Below are 19020 nucleotides of genomic sequence, written 5' to 3'. Positions count from 1 at the left end.
CGCCACGCCCGCCGGAGCCCGGCTCCGGCGGGAGCTCTGATCGGCGAAGGCCCGCGGCCTCGGGTCACTTCGTCAGGTGCCCGAGGATCCAGTCGGCCAGCGTGCCGGTGACCGTGCCGTGCTCGGAGTTGTCGGAGTCGCACTGGTAGTCGTCCAGCTCGCTGTGCTCCGGCGACAGGGCGGTGATGTCGGTGTAGAGGTCCACGGTCCAGTCCACGGGGTCGTACTGGAGCGCGACGGCGCTCACGGTGGGGACGAAGCAGGCCGACCGGAACCGGCCGGTGATCGGCGCGCCGAACGCGTCGGCGACCATGCCGTAGGAGGGCAGCGTGCCGCCGGGCGCCCCGTCGAAGGCCGCGACGTCGCTGGTGCGGCTGGTGCTGGCCCACAGCGGGACGGCCCGCATGCCGCCCACCCGCTGGCGGGCGCCCCGGTCCGGCTGGGTGCGCACGGTGGCGCCGGCCAGCCCGTCCAGGGCGGTCCACTCGAAGGCCAGGGCGTCGGGCGGGACGTTGCGGCCGGTGCCGTCGGCGGCGCCGTTGGAGACGCCGAGCTTGCGCGGCCTGAGCGGGAACCAGCCGGCGGCGCGCAGGTCCTCGATGAACGCCAGGCGCAGCGGGCTGGCCGTGGCGACCGGCCCGGAGTAGCGCTCGTCCTGGACCCAGCCCCACAGGAGCTGCTGCGCGGCGGGGCTCCTGATCAGCGCGGCCTGGCCGGGCGCGGCCGGCGCCAGGGCCTCGGCGAAGTAGGCGAGTTGTTGCAGGACGAGCGGGATCCAGGCGCCGTTGTGCGGGGAGTCGTAGGACAGGTAGGTCATCGTCTGGTGGTCCTCGCGGCGGCGTTCCATCTCCGCCAGCGCGTACCGGGTGACCAGGCCGCCCGCGCCGACGCCCCCGACGATCAGCGGCGTGGTGCCGAGCCGCTCGCGGATCGCGCGTCCCACGCACGTCGCCGCGACCCCGGCGTTGGCCTGGATGTGGGTGTGGCGGGCGGCGAAGCCGAGCAGCACGACGTCGATGCCCTGGGCGAGCAGCCGGCTGAGCAGCCGGTCGCCGTGCGGCGGGTACGGCGCGTCGAGCCGTCCCCACAGCCCGGCCAGGTCGCTGGGCCCGTGGCCGAACCCGTCGGCGAAGATCATGGGACGGACGAGCGCGTCGTGGCCCGCGGCGAGATGGACGGCGGCCGTCCCCGTGGCGAGCCGGCCCTGGTAGGGCCAGTCGGAGGTGAGCTCCCACCGCGCGTCGGGCGCGCGGTGCTCCCCGGAGCCGCCGGGGTCGTGCGCGAAGAACATCCCCGTGGGGAGCGCTCCGGCGACCTGTTGCGCGCGTCCGGCGGGCGCGGGCCCGGACTCCTGTGCCTGAATGCGCTCGACGTCGATCCTGGCCGCCCCTGCTGTCGCCATGACTGTCACCTTTTCTCGTGGGTTACCGGATGTGACCCCCGATTCGCGTGCCCGCCTTTCTGAATATCGTTCGATCTTTTTCCGGATTCGATGACGTCTCCAGCTCACCTCGCCCACGGCGACAAATCAACCCGCGCCGCCGACAATTCACCCTGACCGCCGGTCAAGGCATTACACAGGACCGCCGCGAACCATTTCCCTTTGTCACACGAGCGCGGTCTTTCGCGGCATCAGCGCCAGGGCGCCCAGGTAGAGCAGGGCGGCCACGATGAGCAGGCCCTTGTAGCCGATCACCAGCGCCAGGTATTCCAGGCAGCCGCCGACCATCGCGCCGAGCAGGTTCGCGCCGAAGGACGTGGTCGCGTCGGCGGTGTCGGAGAAACGTTTGGCGAAGACCACGTTCGCGGCGAAGATCGGCAGGAACGCCACCGTCACGGCCGCCACGGCGCGCAGCGGCACCGGCAGCGACAACAGCCACGCGTTGGGCACCAGCCAGGCCAGCAGCAGGCCGGCCAGCAGCACGGCGTACATGACGGGCAGCGGCGGGGTGCGGAAGCGGCGGGTCACCTCGACGGCGGCGAGCACGGCGACCAGCACCCCGGCGAAGACGATCGCGTTGACCACCCAGGTGGTGCCGAACAGCAGCGCGAAGCCCGTCACGCTCTTGGTCTCCAGCAGCATGAACGCCACCCCGAGCAGGAACAGGTCGGCGTAGGGCTTCATGCGCCCGTAGGGGCCCGCCACCACGCGGACGGCCAGCAGGCTGACGATGAGGATCAGGCCGAGGGTGATGATGTAGATCGGCGGGATCGTCCGGTCCTTCAGGTAGAGGAAGGGGCGGTCGTCGTCGGCGGGGGCCGGGGTGCCCGCGGCGGCGCCGGGCCACTGGCTCGCGCAGCGCTGGTCGGCGGCGGTCAGGCCGGCGGTGATGACGGCCTGCTGGCCGGCGGTGCTGACCACGTCGACGCACGGCTTGTGGCCGAAGGCGGTCTGCATGGTCGAGGCCAGCCGGTCGACCAGCCAGCTCTCGCGGTAGTAGTTGTACATCGAGAACGTGCCGCCCGGCCGCAGGTGGTCGCGGGCGGCCCGCATGGCCTCCTCGGTGAACAGGTAGCTCTCCAGGCGCAGCGAGCTGGCCCCGGACACGAGGGTGAGCGAGTCGGGCAGGGCGAACAGGATCAGGTCGTAGCGGTCGCCGCTGCGCTCCAGGAAGGCGCGGCCGTCGGTGATGTGGGTGGTGACGCGCGGGTCGGCGTAGGGCTTGTCGGGGTGCAGGCTGCCGCCCAGCTCGCGCAGCTTGGGGTCGATCTCGACGGCGTCGACGTGCTGGGCGCCCTTGGACAGCGCGATGGCCACGTCGGTGCCGCTGCCCGCGCCGACGATCAGCACGTCCTCGGGCGGCCTGGTGGTGCGCTCGTAGGGCAGCCCGTACTGGCGTTCCCACTGCAGACGGGCGTAGGCGGGCACGGCCTGCTGGTGCGGGATGCCGTTGACGGAGATGTCGGTGACCGGCACGCCGAGCATCTGCATCGCCTTGTAGGTCACCTTGTAGTACGGCGACCACAGAGCCCCGGCCGTCAGCGTCTCCGACAGCAGCAGGCCGGCGACCAGGAGTGAGGGCAGGACCACCAGGCCGAGGTAGAGCGAGCGGGGCCGGGGCACCAGGAGCAGGCCGTAGCACAGGGCCGCGACCACCCCCCAGAACACCGGCGGCGCCGACAGGAACGACAGCGCCGTGAACGCGGCGATGCCGCTGAGGCTGCCGATCAGGTCGTAGCGGTAGGCCTCCAGGCGCGGCAGCTCGGGGAAGCAGCGCCCGACCAGTTCGGCGGGCCCCATGAGCACCGCCGCCGCGGCGATGAAGATCACCGGCAGGATCAGCCAGGCGGGCGGCCCGACGGTGCCCAGGCTCGTCCAGTACAGGACGCCCTCGGTGTCGCGGTCGACCGTCACCGGGAAGGCCAGCACGAGGGCCACCAGGACGAGCAGGACGACCGGCGAGTAATACGGCTGGCGGCGCGAACGCCCCACGCGCAGAAATCCGAGCCCGATTCCCAGAAAAGAACCGAGCAGGACAAAATTGGTGAAATAGCTCAGATGAACGATGTTCGAGCCTGTCCATCTGATGAGCGCCAGTTCGAGGAAGAGCATGAAGGCACTGGCGAGGACGAGCCTCGGCCGGACCGGCAGCCAGTGTTGTCTTTCCCCGTCGGAAACCGGCGTCTGCGCCTGGAGCGTCATGATGCATCACCGTAGTGAACAGACCGAGGACAAGGAAGCCTGACGCCCCGGAAACAATTATGGTCCACTTCGCCACTTATGCGGTGTTTTCGCAGGTCACAACCACCGTAAGGGGGTGGACGCGCCTTGACGGATGCAGGAATGTTGGGTCGTTCGTTTGCCTCCATTACGTTCGGTGGTGACTCATGCGGGTCCTGATCCAGCTCCGTCCCTCCCCCGATCTGGTCGCGGCCGTCGCCGATCCCGGCCAGACCGCCACCACGGCCGACGTCGCCGACGGCCTGCCCGGCGTCGAACTCGACACGGCCTTCACACCGGTCGCCGTGCCGAGGCCGGTCCCCGCGGCCGGCGGCGATCCCCTCTCCCTCCACCAGCCCCTCGACTTCTCGCTGGCCCCCGAGGACGCCTCCGTGCTGGTCCGCGGCACGATCTCCGACGACGAGCTGACCTCGCGGGTCACGCTGCTGCCCACGCTGCGCCCCGACGTCGTCGGGGTGTTCGCCGACCCGGTGATCGAGTCCAGCCTGACCTGCGGCGGCGATCCGCCGGTGGGCGACTGGCACGACGTCGAACGCCTGCTCAACGTGGCCGGGCTGCACGCCGAGGGGCTCGACGGCGCCGGGGTGGCGCTGGCCGTCCTGGACACCGGCGTCAACGCCGCGCACGTGGCCCGCCAGCTCGGCCGCGGCGTCACGCTGGACGCCGAGCGGAGCTGGAACCCCTCCGGCGTCACCGGCCGGGCCGGCCAGTTCGAGGTCGACCACGGCACGATGTGCGCCTTCGACGCGCTCATCGCCGCGCCGCAGGCGTCCCTGATCGACGTGCCGCTGCTGCGATCGGCCCGGCCGGGCGGCTCGGCGCTCGACGGCCTGCTGTCGGACGCGGTGGCCGCCTTCACCCATCTGCGCACGGTGCTGGAGGCCCAGCCCGCGGCGTCCAGGTCGCTGGTGGTGAGCAACTCGTGGGGGTCGTTCTCCCCCGAGTGGGACTTCCCCGTCGGGCATCCGGGCAACTACTCCGACAACGCCGCCCACCCGTTCAACCTGGTCGTGGCCAGTCTCGACCGGGCGGGCGCGGACGTGCTGTTCGCGGCGGGCAACTGCGGCAGGCAGTGCCCCGACGGCCGGTGCGCCTTCCCCAACCGGCCCATCGGGGGCGCCAACTCCCATCCCAAGGCGTTGTCGATCGGCGGGGTCGACGTCAACGGCGAGCGGGTGGGCTACTCCTCGCAGGGGCCGGGGCGGCTGACCGCGCGCAAGCCCGACGTGTGCGCGTACACGCACTTCTCGGGGTCGCGGGCGTTCGGCGACGGCGAGCCGGACACGGGCACCTCGGCGGCGACGCCGGTGGCCGCCGGGCTGGTGGCCGCGGTGCGCACCCGGTGGCCGGCCGCCAAGCTGTCGCCGGCGCAGCTGCGGGCGCTGCTGCGGCGCACCGCCGAGGACCGCAGCGAGGTGGGCTTCGACTACGACTACGGCTACGGGACGGTCGATCCGGCGGGCATCCTGGCCGCGCTGCACCGGCGGGCCAAGGCCGCGGCCTGAGCACGGACCTGCCCACTCCCCTGGGCACGGGCGGGCGGGCCGTCCCGGAGCGGCCCGCTCACGCGGTCTCCCGGTTGAACACGCGGGCCCCGACGGTCAGGCCGACCACGGCGAGCCCCGCCGTGACGGCCACGCCGAGCCCGACCGTGCCGGTGGCGTAGTGCCCGGCGAACAGGTCGCGCAGCGCCTCCAGGACGTACCTGAAGGGGCTGAGGCGCGACAGCGCGTCCAGCCAGCCGGGCGCCATCGACATCGGCAGGAACGCGCCCGACAGCAGCACCAGCGGGATGACCGCCGTCGACATCACCGGCGCGAACAGCTGCTCGCCGATGGTCAGCGCGACGGCGTACGACAGGGCGGCCAGGCTCGCCCCCAGCACCACGACCAGCACGAACCCGGCCGCGAGCCCGGCCACCGGCACCCGCATCCCGAAGGCGAACCCGGCGGCCAGCACCATCGTCGTCTGGACGGCCATCGTCACGACGTTGTCGAGCACCCGTCCGAGCAGCAGGGCCAGGCGGCTGGCCGGGGTGACGCGCAGCCGTTCCAGCACGCCGAAGCGCTTGTCGAAGACCACCCCGAACCCGGCCAGCCCCATGCTCATCAGGCCGAGCTGGACGATCAGCCCCGGCACCAGCACCTCCCAGGTGCCGAAGGTGGCGAAGATCGGCCCGAACAGCACCAGGAACAGCAGCGGCTGGACGGCGCCGAAGACGATGCCGAGCTTCTGGCGCAGGGTGGCGCGCAGGGAGTGGCGGAACAGCACCCAGGTGTCGCGCAGCATCAGACCCCCGCCTCCTCGCGCAGCGACCGGCCGGTGATGTCGAGGAACGCCTCGTCGAGGGTGCGTCCCGCCTTGAGCTCGGCCGGGGTGCCCGCGGCGGCGATCCGGCCGTCGTCGATGATCAGCAGCCGGTCGCAGAGCGCGTCGGCCTCGTCCAGGTAGTGGGTGGTCAGGAAGATCGTCACGCCGTGCTCCTCGCGCAGGGAGCGGACGTGCTCCCACAGGTTGGCGCGGCTCTGGGGGTCCAGGCCGGTGGTCGGCTCGTCCAGGAAGAGCAGACGGGGGTCGTGCAGCAGGGCGAAGGCGATGTCGAAGCGACGTCGCTGCCCGCCCGACAGCGCGGCGCCCACTCGCCCCTCCAGACCGGACAGGCCGAGCCGGGCCAGCACCTCGCGGTACCGGGTCCTGGCCTCGGCCCTGGTCAGGCCGTACAGCATGCCCTGGAGCTCCAGTTGCTCGGCGAGCGGGGCCATGACGTTGACGCCGCCGCCCTGCGAGACGTAGCCGATGCGGCGGCGCACCTCGCGCGGGTCGCCCAGCAGGTCGCGGCCCGCCACGGTGGCGGTGCCCGAGGTGGGGCGGAGCAGGGTCGTCAGCATGCGCATGGTCGTGGTCTTGCCGGCGCCGTTGGGCCCGAGGAAGCCGACGATCTCGCCGGCCGCCACCGAGATGTCGACGCCTTTGACGGCCTCCACGCCGCCTTCGAAGGTCTTGGTCAGACCTGTGGTTCTCAACATGTGATCGCCTCCAAAATTAGGGTAGCCATAATTTTGGAGTCACTGCAAGTTCGGTATCATGGCGGCATGGAAGAGGGGCTGCGGGAGCGCAAGAAGCGGGAGACCAGGCAGCGCATCGCGGACGTGGCGATGGGCCTGTTCATGACGCGCGGGTTCGACCCCGTGACGGTGGCCGAGATCGCCCGCACCGCGGACGTGTCCGTCAACACGGTGTTCAACTACTTCCCGACCAAGGAAGACCTGTTCGCCGACCGGCAGGAGCTGGTGACCGACCTGCCGCAGCAGGTGGTGCGCGGGCGGCGGCCCGGCGAGAGCGTGGCGCGGGCCTTCCGGCGCGACTTCCTGGAGGCCCTCGACTCACGCCACTGGCGCTACGGCCTCAACGAGGGCGGCGACGTGTTCGCCCGCATCGTCAACGGCAGCCCGTCACTGGTGGCCAAGCTGCGCGAGCTGCACGTCGCGCGGGAGCGGGCGCTGGCCCGGGCCCTGGCCGACGAGCTCGACGCCGACCCCGACGACCTGACCCCGCAGATGGTGGCCACCCAGATCCTCGGCACGACCAGGATCCTCGGCACTCACGCGGTGACCCGGATGCTGGCCGGCGAGAGCTGGGAGACGATCGCGCCCGACCTGCGGGCCCAGGCCACGGCGGCCTTCGACCTGCTGGAGTCGGGCATCGGCGACTACTGCGTGCGGCCCTCAGTTGGAGAAGACGGCCGACAGGATGCCGGCCCCGAGCCCGAGGACCATGAACACGGCCCCGAGGATTAGCAGGATCGTGGCGATCATGCCGCAGATGCGGCCGGCCTGCACCGCGCCGCGGTTGTCGTAGGCGTAGCCGCTGGCGTCGATCTCCTTGAGCGCCTTGTTGCCCATCGACCAGGCGAACGGGCCGAGGATGCCGCAGACCACCAGGCTGAGGATGCCGAGCACGAGGATCGTGGTGCCGTTGGGGTGGCTCTGGGGCGGCGGCCCGTAATAGGACGGACCGTAGTTCGGATACGACATGCCCCTTGCGCCCCCTTGCCCCTGTGACTGTCAGGTGCGATTTATACCACAGGCACCTCCTTGATCATGTTGCTGCATCATGGAACGGCACATGACCGATCTTTAGGAGCTTGCCCCCGTGCGTGAACGCGTCCGCGCCTTCCTCGCCGACCGGCGTTTCCAGCGCTTCGTCGTCGGCGTCATCCTGGTCAACGCGGCCACCCTCGGCCTGGAGACCGTTCCCGCCGTCGTCGGGGAGTTCGGCCACCTGCTGGTCGTGATCGACCACGCCGCCCTCTACATCTTCGTGGCCGAGCTGCTGGCCAAGGTCTACGTCGAGCGTTCGGCGTTCGTGCGCGACCCGTGGAACCTGTTCGACACCCTGATCGTGGGCATCGCCCTGGTCCCGGCGACCGGCGGGCTGTCGGTGCTGCGCTCGCTGCGCATCCTGCGGGCCCTGCGGCTGCTGTCGGTGGTGCCGAGCCTGCGCCGGGTGGTCTCGGCGCTGCTGCGCGCCCTGCCCGGGATGAGCTCGATCGTGCTGCTGCTCTCCCTGGTCCTGTACGTCGCCGCCGTCATGGCCACCAAGCTGTACGGCGGCGACTCCCCCGAGCGCTTCGGCAGCCTGCCGACCTCGCTGTTCACCCTCTACCAGACGATGACCGGGGACGACTGGGGCAACATCGCCCGCGAGGTGATGGGCGCCCACCCCACGGCCTGGATCTTCTTCACCATCTTCATCCTGGTCTGCACGTTCGTCGTGCTGAACCTGTTCATGGCGGTCGTGGTCAGCGCCATGGACGAGGAGTCGGCCGAGGAGCGCGCCGCGCTGGAGCAGGACAACACCCTGCACACCCAGCGCATCCTGGAGGAGCTGACCGCCCTGCGCCGCGAGGTCGCCGAGCTACGCCGGCAGGACGTCGCCGGCTGAGCGCACCCGGTCAGCATGCTCGGAGCCGGTCCGGCCGGGCCGGTAGACCAGCCGCCACAGGGCCACGGCCAGCAGCAGCGTGACCGAGACGTACCCGGGGACGAGCCCCGACAGCGCGGCGACCCCCAGCGGCGCGAGGGCGGTGGGCACCGCCCACCCCCAGATCCAGCGCCATCCGGCGCGCAGGGCCACGCCGAGCACGGCCGAGGCGGCGAAGTACAGCGCCAGCCCGCCGCCCAGCACCCAGCCGGCGCCGTGGTGCAGGGACTGCGCCGGCTGGGCGGCGACGACGCCGAGCCCGGCCGCCGTGGCCGTCACCCCGGCGGTCATGGCGAAGTGCGCGGGCAGCGCGACGTACGGCGGCAGGCCGCGCTCGGCGGCCCCCGGCACGGTGGTCAGGCCGTACTGGAAGGTCAGCCACCACAGGGCGACGATCAGCCCGAAGCCGGCCGCGGCGGCGACGGCGAGCTCCGGCCCCCACGAGTGGCCCGAGGCCGAGACGACGACCTGCATGACCGCCTCGCCCAGCACGATGATCACGAACAGGCCGAGCCGCTCCCCCAGGTGGGCCGGGTCGAGCACGGCGGCGGCGGGCCTGGGCAGCGGGCGGGCCGGGCGGCCGGCCCTGACCCGGCGTTCCTCGCGCTCGGCCAGCCGGTGCGCCTGACCGCGCATCTCGGCCAGGAAACGCTCGGGCCGGCGGCTGTTGACGACGGAGAAGACCACGTCGAGCAGGATGCCGAGGGCCCACAGGCCGTAGCGCGTCGAGCCGTCCGCCCAGATGGAGGCGACCCAGGGGAACAGCCCGGCGCCGAGCTGGGCCGCCGGCCAGGCCGTCATGACCGTGCCGGCGTGCTGGATCGATCGGGAGGCGCTGATCCGGCAGACGATGTACGCCGCGATGAACCACCCGTCGTGCGTGCCGGCCGCCTTGTCGATCTCGTGGGCCACGTCGGGCGCGGCGGCGGCCATCACCGCGATGCCGAACATGCCGACCAGCATGCTGGGCACCCGCGTCTTGCCGGCCCGGACGTTGGAGTAGAGCGTCAAGGACGTCCAGACGCTCCACACCGCGTAGTAGAGCACCACGAACAGGACGACGTTCGTCCAGGTCGGATGCTGGAGCCGATGGGCGAGCTGGGCGACCGCCACGACGACGACCAGGTCGAAGAACAGCTCAAGCCAGCTCGCGTGGCGCTCTCCCGCTTCAGTCACGGCTAACGAGAATAGAACTCCACCACGAGCTGCTCGTCCACGGGGACCGCGATCTGCTCGCGCTCGGGCCGGTGCAGGAGGGTGACGCGCAGCTCGGCGTGGTCGACCGACAGGTAGGGCGCGACGCGCTCGTCGGCGTGCACGCCCTCGGCGGCGGCCACGAAGGGCTGCATCCGGCGCGAGCGCTCCCGCACGGTGATGACCTGGCCGGGTTTGACCAGGTAGCTGGGGATGTCCACCTTGCGGCCGTCCACGGCGATGTGGCCGTGGTTGACGTACTGGCGGGCGGCGTAGATCGACGGGGCCAGGCCGGCCCGCAGCACCAGGGAGGCCAGGCGGGTCTCCAGGATGGCGACCAGCTCGGCGCCCGAGGCGCCCGGCTTGCGCACCGCCAGGTCCCAGTAGCGGCGCAGCTGCCGCTCCGACACGTCGTAGTACCAGCGCAGCTTCTGCTTCTCCATCAGCCGCAGCCCGTAGTCGCCGGTGGTGCGGCGGTTGGTCTTGCGGCCGTGCTCGCCCGGCGGGTAGGGGCGCTGCTCGAAGTAGCGGACGGCTTTCCTGGTCAGCGGGACGCCCGCGCGACGCGACAGTCGCACCTTCGGGCCGGTGTAGCGCACGTTCACCTCGATGTGGTTAGGTAATCCTTACTTAGGTAAGGCTAACCTACCAGTGGATGTGATCTCAATGTTGCCCCTCGCCGAGCGGATCCGTACTCTCGCCTCGACCTCGACCCTGGCCAAGCTCACGGTGGACGGCGCCTGTTCCCCCGCCCGGGGCGGCGTGGACGAGAGCGGCCGCCCGGTGCTGCTGGTCCGGCCCGGCGAACCGCTGCACGGGTTGCGCGAGGACGCCGTGGTCGCGGTGAACCTGACGGCCATGCGGCAGCTCGGCGCGGTGACACACCCGCGGGCGATGATCGAGGTGCACGGATGGGCGGAGGCCGTGCCGGAGTCGCAGGCCCGCTCCGCGGCGGTGGCGGTGGCCGCGCACAGCGCCGACGAGGGCCTGTTCGACGCCCTGGAGCGGTACGGCCGTCCCGACGCCCCGCGCCTGCTGCGCCTGGACGTGGCCCAGGTCGTCTACCTGACCGGCCAGGAGTCCGGCCTGCTGGACGCCGACGACTACCTCGGCGCGGCCCCCGACCCGCTCACCGAGACGGCCGAACGGGTGATCGCGCACGTCAACGACTCCCACCGGCCGCAGCTCGCCGCGGGCGTGGCCAGGCAGCTCGGCGAGGAGCCCGGTGAGGTGTGGTTGTGGGAGCTCGACCGGTACGGCGCCACCGTGCGCGTGGACGAGTCGCTGGTGCGCTTCCCGTGGCCGGTTCCCGCCCGGTCCGGGCTGTGCCTGGAGACGGCGCTGCGCGGGCTGCTGTGCGGCTGTTGATCACGATTGACGCTGAATTTCCCCGCTGGACGTCCGCCATGGGCCGACCCGTGCCCGCACGTCACTACCATCGGGGTACGTGAGCGGAACCCATCGATCGACGACGCGGACCGCCTCCTCCCCGGCGGAGGGGGGCGCGCGGCGCGGGCGGGCGCTGATGGCGGCCGGGGTGCTGCTCGGCACGCTCATGCTGGCCGGGGCGGGGGCGCTGATGGGCGACGCGTTCAGCTCGCCCGGCCTCGACCCGGTGCACTGGCCGCACGACGCGAGCCGGACCTCCGGCGAGCCGGGGCCCGTCGCCGTGGGTTCGGAACAGGCCACGGCCACCCCCCTCACCCCCACCGCCACCGCCACGACCCGGCCCACCAGGGTCCGCACGGGGCCCGCCGTGACCGGTTCCACGCCTGAGGGCGTCCGGCCCGAGGGCGGGCGGGGGACGCGTAAGCCGCGCTCGACCACGTCCGGCGCCGTCCCCGGCGCCACCCCCGGCGCCGTCGTCACCTCCCCCGGCAGGACCCCGGCCCCCTCGCCGTCCTCGTCGCCCTCGCAGGGCTCTCGTCCCAGTCCTGCGCCGACGCCGTCCTGGAGCGCCGGTCCGGTGACGACTCCGCCGTCGCACCCGCACGGCACCCCGCCGGGCCGCCACCCGTCCAGGACCCACAAGCCCGGGAGATGACCATCCGTCGCCGGTGTGCGACGGGTGCCGACGGCGGTGTGCGGGCGGTTCAGCCGGCGTCGTGCGTCATGCCGCGCAGCAGGTAGCCGAGGCCCGTGGCGAAGGTGGCGTCCCAGTCGTGGCCGAGGCCGTGCTCGGCCAGCGCCGGGTAGCTGGCGGCCCGCTCGCGCAGGAACGCGTCGGTGTCGAGCCGGTCGCGGCGCTGCCAGGTGACCTGCATGATGACCGAGCCCATGACGTAGTTGGACAGGCTGTAGGCGGCCTGCGGGCCGTCCAGGCCGGCCCCGGACAGGGTGCGGTAGAGGAACTCGGTGCGCTCCAGGGCGTGGGGGCCCATGAGCGGGCGGTCGAGGATGGTGGCCGACCAGGGGTGGCGCAGCAGGGCGGCGCGCCAGCCGTCCATGAGGTCGCGCGCGGCGGCCCGCCAGTCGTCGTGCCCGCCGGGGAGCGGCACCTCGCCGAAGACGGCGTCGAGCGCCAGGTCCAGGACGTCCTCCTTGGTCCGGACGTGCCAGTAGAGGGTGGTCGAGCCCGTGTCGAGGCGTTCGGCCAGGCGGCGCATGGTCAGCCCGGCCACGCCCTCCTCGTCGAGCAGCGCGACGGCCTCGGTGACGATCCGGTCGAGCGTCAGCCTCGGCTTGGCGTCCTTGCGGGGGCGAACCCAAACGTTGTCCATCCGACGGATAATACGGTGTACGCGAACCGGATCGATGGTCTAGTAATGGAACATGGGTCATATCGAGGTGAGCGGCTTGACGTACCTGCTGCCGGACGGGCGTCCGCTGCTGCTGGAGGCGTCGTTCAAGGTGGGCGACGGCGCCAAGGCGGCGCTGGTCGGCCCCAACGGCGCGGGCAAGACGACGCTGCTCCGGCTGATCGCGGGCGACCTGCGGCCCGACGACGGGCGCGTCACCACCGGCGGCGGCGTCGGGGTGATGCGGCAGTTCCTCGGCACCGGCAGCGTGCGCGACCTGCTGCTGGGCGTCGCGCCCGCGCGGGTCCGGGCGGCCGCGGCCGAGCTGGCCCGCGCCGAGGCCGCGATCGGGCTGCGCGACGACGAGCCCCGGCAGCTCGCCTACGCCCAGGCCGTCGCCGACTACGCCGACGCGGGCGGCTACGAGCTGGAGGTGGTGTGGGACGCGTGCGCGACCGAGGCGCTCGGGCTGCCGTACGAGCAGGTCGCCGGCCGGAGCCTGGCCACGCTGTCCGGCGGCGAGCAGAAACGGCTCATGCTGGCGGCGCTGCTGCGCGGCCCCGACGAGATCCTGCTGCTCGACGAGCCGGACAACTACCTCGACGTGCCGGCCAAGCAGTGGCTGGAGCGGGCGATCAGGAGCTCGGCCAAGACCGTGCTGCTGGTCTCGCACGACCGGCGGCTGCTGGCCGAGGCGGCCGACCGCATCGTCACCGTCGAGGGCCGCGAGGTGTGGGTGCACGGCGGCGGCTTCGCCGGTTACGCCGAGGCCCGCAGGCGGCGTGGCGAGCGCCTGGAGGAGCGGCGGCGGCGCTGGGAGGACGAGCGGGCCCGGCTGCGCCGGCTGGTGCACGTGCTGCGGCAGCGGTCGGCGAACAACGACGCGCTGGCGGGGGCCTACCGGTCGGCGGTGTCCCGGCTGGAGCGCTTCGAGCGGGCGGGGCCGCCGAGCCGGCCGCCGAAGGAGCAGAACGTACGGATGCGGCTGCGCGGCGGGCGTACCGGGAAACGGGCCGTGACGTGCGAGAACCTGGAGCTGACCGGGCTGGTGCGGCCGTTCTCGGCCGAGGTGGCCTACGGCGAGCGGGTCGGCGTGCTCGGCCTGAACGGCACCGGCAAGAGCCACTTCCTGCGCCTGTTGGCCGGCGAGCCCGTCGCGCACACCGGCGTGGCCCGGCTGGGCGCCCGCGTCGTCCCCGGCCACTTCGCGCAGACCCACCTGCGGCCCGACCTGCACGGACGGCCCATCGGCGAGCTGGTGACGGAGACGTTCGCGCTGACCAGGAACGACGCCATGGCCGCGCTGGCCCGCTACGAGCTGGCGCCGGCCGGCGGGCAGCGGTTCGAGACGTTGTCCGGCGGCCAGCAGGCGCGGCTGCAGATCCTGCTGCTGGAGCTGTCGGGGGCGACACTGCTGCTGCTCGACGAGCCGACCGACAATCTCGACCTGGCCAGCGCGCAGGCGTTGCAGGAGGGCCTGAACGGCTTCGCGGGAACGGTGCTGGCGGTCACGCACGACCGCTGGTTCGCCGACGACCTGGACCGCCACCTGATCTTCGGCGCGGACGGCGTGGTGCGGGAGAGCCCCGAACCTCGCTGGGACCTCTAGCCGGCGCCGGCCAGGCCGCGCTCGCGGCGCAGCGTCGAGACGGTCATCGTCTCGTCGACCGCCTCGGGCGAGAGCACGTGGTCGAGCACCATCACCGCGCAGCCGCTGATGCCCGCGCCCGCGCCGAGCCGGCTCGGCTCGATGCGCAGCCGCCGGGTAGCCAGGGCGGTGGAGCGGCGGTAGACGACCTCGCGGATGCTCGACACCAGCGGGCCGAACGCCTCGGCCATGTCGCCGCCGAGCACCACGACCGAGGGGTTGAGGATGTTGACCGCCCCGGCCAGCACCTCGCCGATGCGGCGGCCGGCCGTGCGCACGATGGCCATCGTCTCGGCGTCGCCCGCGCGCACCAGCGCGGTCACGTCGGCGATGGTGCCGACGTCCTTGCCCGCCTCGCGCAGGTCGCGCAGCAGCGCGGTGCCGCTGGCGACGGAGTCGACGCAGTCGGTGTTGCCGCAGCGGCACAACACGCCGCCGCCGTCGAGCACGGGGATGTGACCGATCTCGCCGGCCGCGCCGAGCGCGCCGCGCAGGATCTCGCCGCCGGCGATCACGCCCGCGCCGATGCGGGTGGAGACCTTCACGAACATCAGGTCGCCGAGGTCGGGGTAGGCGCCGCGGTGCTCGCCGATGGCCAGCACGTTGACGTCGTTGTCGACGAGCACCGGCACGGGGAACCGCTCGCGGATGATCGGCGGGATGACCACGCCGGTCCAGGAGGCCATCACCCGGGCGCTCTCGGTGCGGCCCTGGGCGAACTCGACGGTGGCGGGCACGCCCATGCCGACGCCCCTGACGCAGGAGCCGGGGCGGTCGCCGAGCAGCTCGTCCCAGGTGTCCATGAGCAGCGGGAGCACGACGTCGGGGCCCTGCTCGACGTCGATGAAGAAGTCGCGGCCGGCCAGCTCGCGCCCGGCCAGGTCGCAGATCGCGACCCGGGTGCGGCTCGCGCCCAGCGCGGCGACCAGGACGACGCCGCCCCCGGCGTTGAACTCCAGCCGGACCGGCGGCCGCCCGCCGGTCGAGGGGGCGTCGGTGCGCTCGACGACCAGGCCGCGGTCGAGCAGCTCGCCGACGCGCAGTTGCACCGCCGGGCGCGACAGACCGGTCACGCGGCCGAGGTCGGCGCGCGTGACGGCCTCACCCGTGCGGATGAGGCGGAGCACCTCGCCACTCGTGGCGAGGGTCGCGGCGGTACGTCGAGGCATCGGCCAAGTGAATCACATGGGCTTCGGTAATGAAAAGTGAAGACTTTTTCATCTCAGATACCAAAACCCTGCTTGTGCACGACCCAAACTCTCGTTAGTGTCCGTTCTGTCCTTGCTTGGTAGATCAACGGAGCTTCGCCTTGTCCCCCCTCTCGACCGCCAGCCCCGCTCATACCGCCGATCTCGTCGTCTTCGGCGGCACCGGCGACCTGTCCATGCGCAAGCTGATCCCGGCGCTCTACCACAGCGACAGGGACGGCCGGCTGTCCCCCGAGACCCGCGTCATCGCCATGTCCCGGGGCGGGCTGACCGACGCCGACTTCCGCGGCAAGGTGGACGCCGAGGTACGCGACCAGGTCCCCGTGGACGACCCCGCCGTCTGGCAGCGCTTCCTGGGCCGCCTGAACCACGTCTCGGTGGACGTCGGCGGCGAGGACAAGTCGGGCTGGGGCGCGCTGACCAGGCTGCTGGCCGGTCACGAGCAGCGCGACCGGGTGTTCTACCTGGCCAGCCCGCCGATGACGTTCGGCCCCTTCTGCCGCGAGTTGGAGGAGGCCGGCCTGGTCACCCCGCTGTCGCGGGTGGTGCTGGAGAAGCCGCTCGGCCGCGACCTGCCCAGCGCCCAGCGGATCAACGACGAGGTCGGCGCCATCTTCGACGAGCGCCAGATCTTCCGCATCGACCACTACCTGGGCAAGGAGACGGTGCAGAACCTGCTGGTGCTGCGCTTCGCCAACGCCTTCCTGGAGCCGATCTGGAACTCGTTGTGGATCGACCACGTCCAGATCACCGCCGCCGAGACCGTCGGCACGCCGGGACGGCGCGGCTACTACGACCACGCGGGCGCGCTGCGCGACATGGTGCAGAACCACCTGCTCCAGCTGCTCACGCTGACCGCGATGGAGCCGCCGTCGCGCAACGACCGCGAGTCCATCCGGGACGAGAAGGTCAAGGTGCTGCAGTCGCTGCGGCCGATCGTGGGGACCGAGGTGGACCGGTTCACCGTGCGCGGCCAGTACACCGAGGCCGGCGGCATGCCGTCCTACCTGGACGAGCCCGCCTCCACGCCGACGACCGAGGCCTCGCGGCGGGTGGAGACGTTCACCGCGATCCGGGCCGAGATCAAGAACTGGCGCTGGGCGGGGGTGCCGTTCTACCTGCGGACCGGCAAGCGCATGCCGTACCGGCGGTCGGAGATCGTGGTGCAGTTCAAGGACGTGCCGCACTCCATCTTCCCCGGCGGCACGCCGAACCGCCTGGTGCTGCGGCTGCAGCCCGAGGAGGGCATCGAGCTGCACATCATGGCCAAGGAGCCGGGCGCCGGCGAGGTGACGCTGAAGCCGGTGCCGCTGTCGCTCAGCTTCGGCAAGACGTTCACCGCCCGGGTGCCGGAGGCCTACGAGCGGCTGCTGACCGACGTGCTGGCGGGCAACCCGACGCTGTTCATGCGGCGTGACGAGGTGGAGGCGGCCTGGCGCTGGATCGATCCGATCCTGGCGGCCTGGGAGTCCTCCGCCGACCTGCCCGAGCCCTACCCCGCAGGAACCACCGGCCCCGCCGGGGCCCACGAACTGCTCGGCCGCAGCGGTCGCGCCTGGCACGAGGAGGAAGACCTGTGAATTCCGTCATCCAGGAGATCACCGATCGGATCGCCGAGCGCAGCGCGGCCAGCCGTACCGCCTACCTGGCGCGGATCCGGCGCGACGGCGAGGCGGCGCGGGCCAAGGGCCCGGCGCGCGCCCACCTGGGCTGCGCGAACCTGGCGCACGGCTTCGCCGCCGCCTCCGACGAGGACAAGCTGATCTTGCGCGGTGCCGGGAGCGCCGCAAAGCCCGGCGTGGCGATCGTCACCAGCTACAACGACATGCTCTCCGCTCACCAGCCGTACGAGACCTACCCGCCCGAGCTGAAGGCGGCGGTGCGCAGGGCGGGCGGCGTGGCGCAGGTCGCCGGCGGCGTGCCCGCGATGTGCGACGGCATCACGCAGGGCCGCGCCGGCATGGAGCTGTCCCTCTACAGCCGCGACGTGATCGCCATGGCGGCCGCCATCGCGCTGTCGCACGACATGTTCGACTCGTCGCTGCTGCTGGGCGTCTGCGACAAGATCGTGCCTGGCCTGTTCATCGGGGCGCTGCACTTCGGGCACCTGCCGGCGATCTTCGTGCCGGCCGGGCCGATGACCTCCGGCCTGCCGAACAAGGTCAAGGCGCGCACCCGCCAGCTCTTCGCCGAGGGCAAGGTCGGACGGGCGGAGCTGCTGGACGCCGAGGCCGAGTCCTACCACTCCCCCGGCACCTGCACCTTCTACGGCACCGCCAACTCCAACCAGGCGCTGATGGAGGTCATGGGCCTGCACCTGCCCGGCTCGACGTTCGTCAACCCGCACACCGAGCTGCGGCACGCCCTGACCGAGGCGGCCGGCCGCCGCGCGGTGGAGATCACCGCGCACGGCCCGGAGTACACGCCGATCGGCGAGCTGGTGGACGAGAAGTCGATCGTGAACGCCTGCGTGGCGCTGCTGGCCACCGGCGGCTCGACCAACCACACGCTGCACCTGGTCGCCATGGCCGCCGCCGCGGGCATCGTGCTGACCTGGGACGACCTGGCCTGCCTGTCGCGCGTCGTGCCGTCGCTGACCAAGATCTACCCCAACGGCCAGGCGGACGTGAACCACTTCCGCGACGCCGGCGGCATGCAGGTGCTCATCGGCGACCTGCTGGACGAGGGCCTGCTCCACGGCGACGTGCTGACCGTCGCCGGCCCCGGCCTCGACCGCTACCGCGAGGCGCCCTCGCTGGTGGACGGCGAGCTGGTCTGGGAGCCGGTCACGGGCGGCAGCAAGGACCGCGACGTGCTGCGCCCGGTCGCCGAGCCGTTCTCGGCCGACGGCGGGATCCACATGGTCGAGGGCAACCTCGGCCGGGCCGTCAGCAAGGTGTCGGCGGTCAAGCCCGAGCACCTGGTGATCGAGGCCCCGGCCAAGGTGTTCGACGACCAGCTCGACCTGCTGCGCGCCTTCGAGGCCGGCGAGCTGGACGGGCAGGACTTCGTGGCCGTCATCCGCTACCAGGGCCCCAGCGCCAACGGCATGCCCGAGCTGCACAAGCTCACGCCGCCGATGGCGGTGCTGCTCGACCGCGGGCAGCGGGTGGCGATCGTCACCGACGGCCGCATGTCGGGCGCGTCGGGCAAGGTGCCCGCGGCCATCCACCTGTCGCCCGAGGCCGCCGACGGCGGGCCGATCGCGATCGTCCGCGAGGGCGACGTGATCAGGCTCGACTCGGCCGCCGGGACGCTGGAGCTGCTGGTGCCCGCCGAGGAGCTGGCCCGGCGCACGCCCGAGGGCCGGCCGCTGAGCGACGCGGAGTGGGTCGGCACGGGACGCGAGCTGTTCGCCACGTTCCGCCGCATGGCCGGGCACGCCGAGCAGGGCGCCGGGATCTTCGGGGTGAGCGGCGCCGAGTCGCCGCACCACGGCCCCGGGCTGGGCTTCCCCGCCGAGGCGGGCGCCTCGCACCTGGAGAGCGGCGCGCCCGTGGGCACGCGGGCCGCCGGGCTGGGCCGGTGAGCGTCCGTGGCATCCTTCCGGTGACGACGGCGTGCGAT

At 72.5% G+C, this 19020-nt stretch carries 17 protein-coding genes; 8 read left to right on the top strand and 9 right to left on the bottom strand.

What is annotated here, in order from left to right:
• Positions 1 to 64 precede the first annotated feature (64 nt).
• Positions 65 to 1402: a hypothetical protein gene (locus tag ACIBQ6_RS04745; RefSeq protein WP_397210276.1), complete on the bottom strand. Its 1338-nt coding sequence runs from the start codon at positions 1400 to 1402 to the stop codon at positions 65 to 67.
• Positions 1403 to 1606: 204 nt separating this feature from the next.
• Positions 1607 to 3433 (bottom strand): spermidine synthase, encoded by a 1827-nt coding sequence (locus ACIBQ6_RS04740; protein WP_397210275.1) that lies wholly within the window; start codon positions 3431 to 3433, stop codon positions 1607 to 1609.
• A 395-nt stretch (positions 3434 to 3828) separates the two neighbouring features.
• On the opposite strand from ACIBQ6_RS04740, the gene ACIBQ6_RS04735 reads away from it, so the two are divergent.
• Positions 3829 to 5187 carry a S8 family serine peptidase gene (locus tag ACIBQ6_RS04735; protein ID WP_397210272.1) on the top strand — a complete coding sequence of 453 codons (1359 nt, stop codon included), beginning with the start codon at positions 3829 to 3831 and terminating at the stop codon, positions 5185 to 5187.
• Positions 5188 to 5245: 58 nt separating this feature from the next.
• Here the strand turns inward: ACIBQ6_RS04735 and ACIBQ6_RS04730 are convergent, their stop codons facing one another.
• Entirely contained in the window at positions 5246 to 5971 is a 726-nt protein-coding gene (locus ACIBQ6_RS04730) for an ABC transporter permease (protein ID WP_358292861.1), read from the bottom strand.
• Positions 5971 to 6708 (bottom strand): ATP-binding cassette domain-containing protein, encoded by a 738-nt coding sequence (locus ACIBQ6_RS04725; protein ID WP_358292864.1) that lies wholly within the window; start codon positions 6706 to 6708, stop codon positions 5971 to 5973. Before ACIBQ6_RS04725 ends, ACIBQ6_RS04730 begins: the two co-directional genes overlap by 1 nt.
• A 66-nt stretch (positions 6709 to 6774) precedes the next feature.
• On the opposite strand from ACIBQ6_RS04725, the gene ACIBQ6_RS04720 reads away from it, so the two are divergent.
• Positions 6775 to 7479, top strand: coding sequence for a TetR/AcrR family transcriptional regulator (locus ACIBQ6_RS04720; protein WP_397210270.1), 705 nt, complete (start codon positions 6775 to 6777; stop codon positions 7477 to 7479).
• On the opposite strand, the gene ACIBQ6_RS04715 is transcribed toward ACIBQ6_RS04720, so the two are convergent.
• The gene (locus tag ACIBQ6_RS04715) at positions 7408 to 7716 is read right to left on the bottom strand and encodes a DUF4190 domain-containing protein (protein ID WP_358292870.1); all 309 of its coding nucleotides are present in this window, start codon (positions 7714 to 7716) and stop codon (positions 7408 to 7410) included. The genes ACIBQ6_RS04720 and ACIBQ6_RS04715 overlap by 72 nt on opposite strands.
• A 118-nt stretch (positions 7717 to 7834) precedes the next feature.
• Between ACIBQ6_RS04715 and ACIBQ6_RS04710 the strand changes: the two genes are divergently transcribed.
• Positions 7835 to 8626: an ion transporter gene (locus ACIBQ6_RS04710; protein WP_358292872.1), complete on the top strand. Its 792-nt coding sequence runs from the start codon at positions 7835 to 7837 to the stop codon at positions 8624 to 8626.
• Here ACIBQ6_RS04710 and ACIBQ6_RS04705 read toward each other — a convergent pair.
• Complete coding sequence (locus ACIBQ6_RS04705; protein WP_397210267.1) at positions 8600 to 9841, bottom strand: low temperature requirement protein A; 1242 nt, start codon at positions 9839 to 9841, stop codon at positions 8600 to 8602. The two genes, ACIBQ6_RS04710 and ACIBQ6_RS04705, sit on opposite strands and share 27 nt — an antisense overlap.
• 2 nt (positions 9842 to 9843) lie before the next feature.
• Positions 9844 to 10458 (bottom strand): 30S ribosomal protein S4, encoded by a 615-nt coding sequence (gene rpsD / locus ACIBQ6_RS04700; protein ID WP_358293658.1) that lies wholly within the window; start codon positions 10456 to 10458, stop codon positions 9844 to 9846.
• 67 nt (positions 10459 to 10525) lie between these two features.
• Between rpsD and ACIBQ6_RS04695 the strand changes: the two genes are divergently transcribed.
• Both ACIBQ6_RS04695 and ACIBQ6_RS04690 read left to right on the top strand, forming a co-directional pair.
• Entirely contained in the window at positions 10526 to 11227 is a 702-nt protein-coding gene (locus tag ACIBQ6_RS04695) for a DUF2470 domain-containing protein (protein WP_397210266.1), read from the top strand.
• Between the two features lie 79 nt (positions 11228 to 11306).
• Entirely contained in the window at positions 11307 to 11903 is a 597-nt protein-coding gene (locus tag ACIBQ6_RS04690; RefSeq protein WP_397210264.1) for a hypothetical protein, read from the top strand.
• Between the two features lie 49 nt (positions 11904 to 11952).
• On the opposite strand, the gene ACIBQ6_RS04685 is transcribed toward ACIBQ6_RS04690, so the two are convergent.
• Positions 11953 to 12579 carry a TetR/AcrR family transcriptional regulator C-terminal domain-containing protein gene (locus ACIBQ6_RS04685; RefSeq protein WP_364333598.1) on the bottom strand — a complete coding sequence of 209 codons (627 nt, stop codon included), beginning with the start codon at positions 12577 to 12579 and terminating at the stop codon, positions 11953 to 11955.
• Between the two features lie 52 nt (positions 12580 to 12631).
• Between ACIBQ6_RS04685 and ACIBQ6_RS04680 the strand changes: the two genes are divergently transcribed.
• Positions 12632 to 14206 (top strand): ATP-binding cassette domain-containing protein, encoded by a 1575-nt coding sequence (locus tag ACIBQ6_RS04680; RefSeq protein ID WP_397210262.1) that lies wholly within the window; start codon positions 12632 to 12634, stop codon positions 14204 to 14206.
• Here the strand turns inward: ACIBQ6_RS04680 and ACIBQ6_RS04675 are convergent.
• A complete protein-coding gene (locus ACIBQ6_RS04675) occupies positions 14203 to 15414 on the bottom strand; it encodes an ROK family transcriptional regulator (protein ID WP_358292888.1) in 1212 nt (403 codons plus the stop codon). The two genes, ACIBQ6_RS04680 and ACIBQ6_RS04675, sit on opposite strands and share 4 nt — an antisense overlap.
• Before the next feature lie 140 nt (positions 15415 to 15554).
• On the opposite strand from ACIBQ6_RS04675, the gene zwf reads away from it, so the two are divergent.
• Complete coding sequence (gene zwf, locus ACIBQ6_RS04670; protein WP_397210261.1) at positions 15555 to 17033, top strand: glucose-6-phosphate dehydrogenase; 1479 nt, start codon at positions 15555 to 15557, stop codon at positions 17031 to 17033.
• Positions 17030 to 18982 (top strand): phosphogluconate dehydratase, encoded by a 1953-nt coding sequence (gene edd, locus ACIBQ6_RS04665; protein WP_397210260.1) that lies wholly within the window; start codon positions 17030 to 17032, stop codon positions 18980 to 18982. Before zwf ends, edd begins: the two co-directional genes overlap by 4 nt.
• Positions 18983 to 19020 lie beyond the last annotated feature (38 nt).

The sequence above is a fragment of the Nonomuraea sp. NPDC049655 genome, assembly GCF_044465465.1.
Taxonomy (GTDB): domain Bacteria; phylum Actinomycetota; class Actinomycetes; order Streptosporangiales; family Streptosporangiaceae; genus Nonomuraea.
The sequence above is the reverse complement of the archived record's forward strand: the minus strand, read 5'-3'. Positions and strand labels throughout refer to the sequence as shown.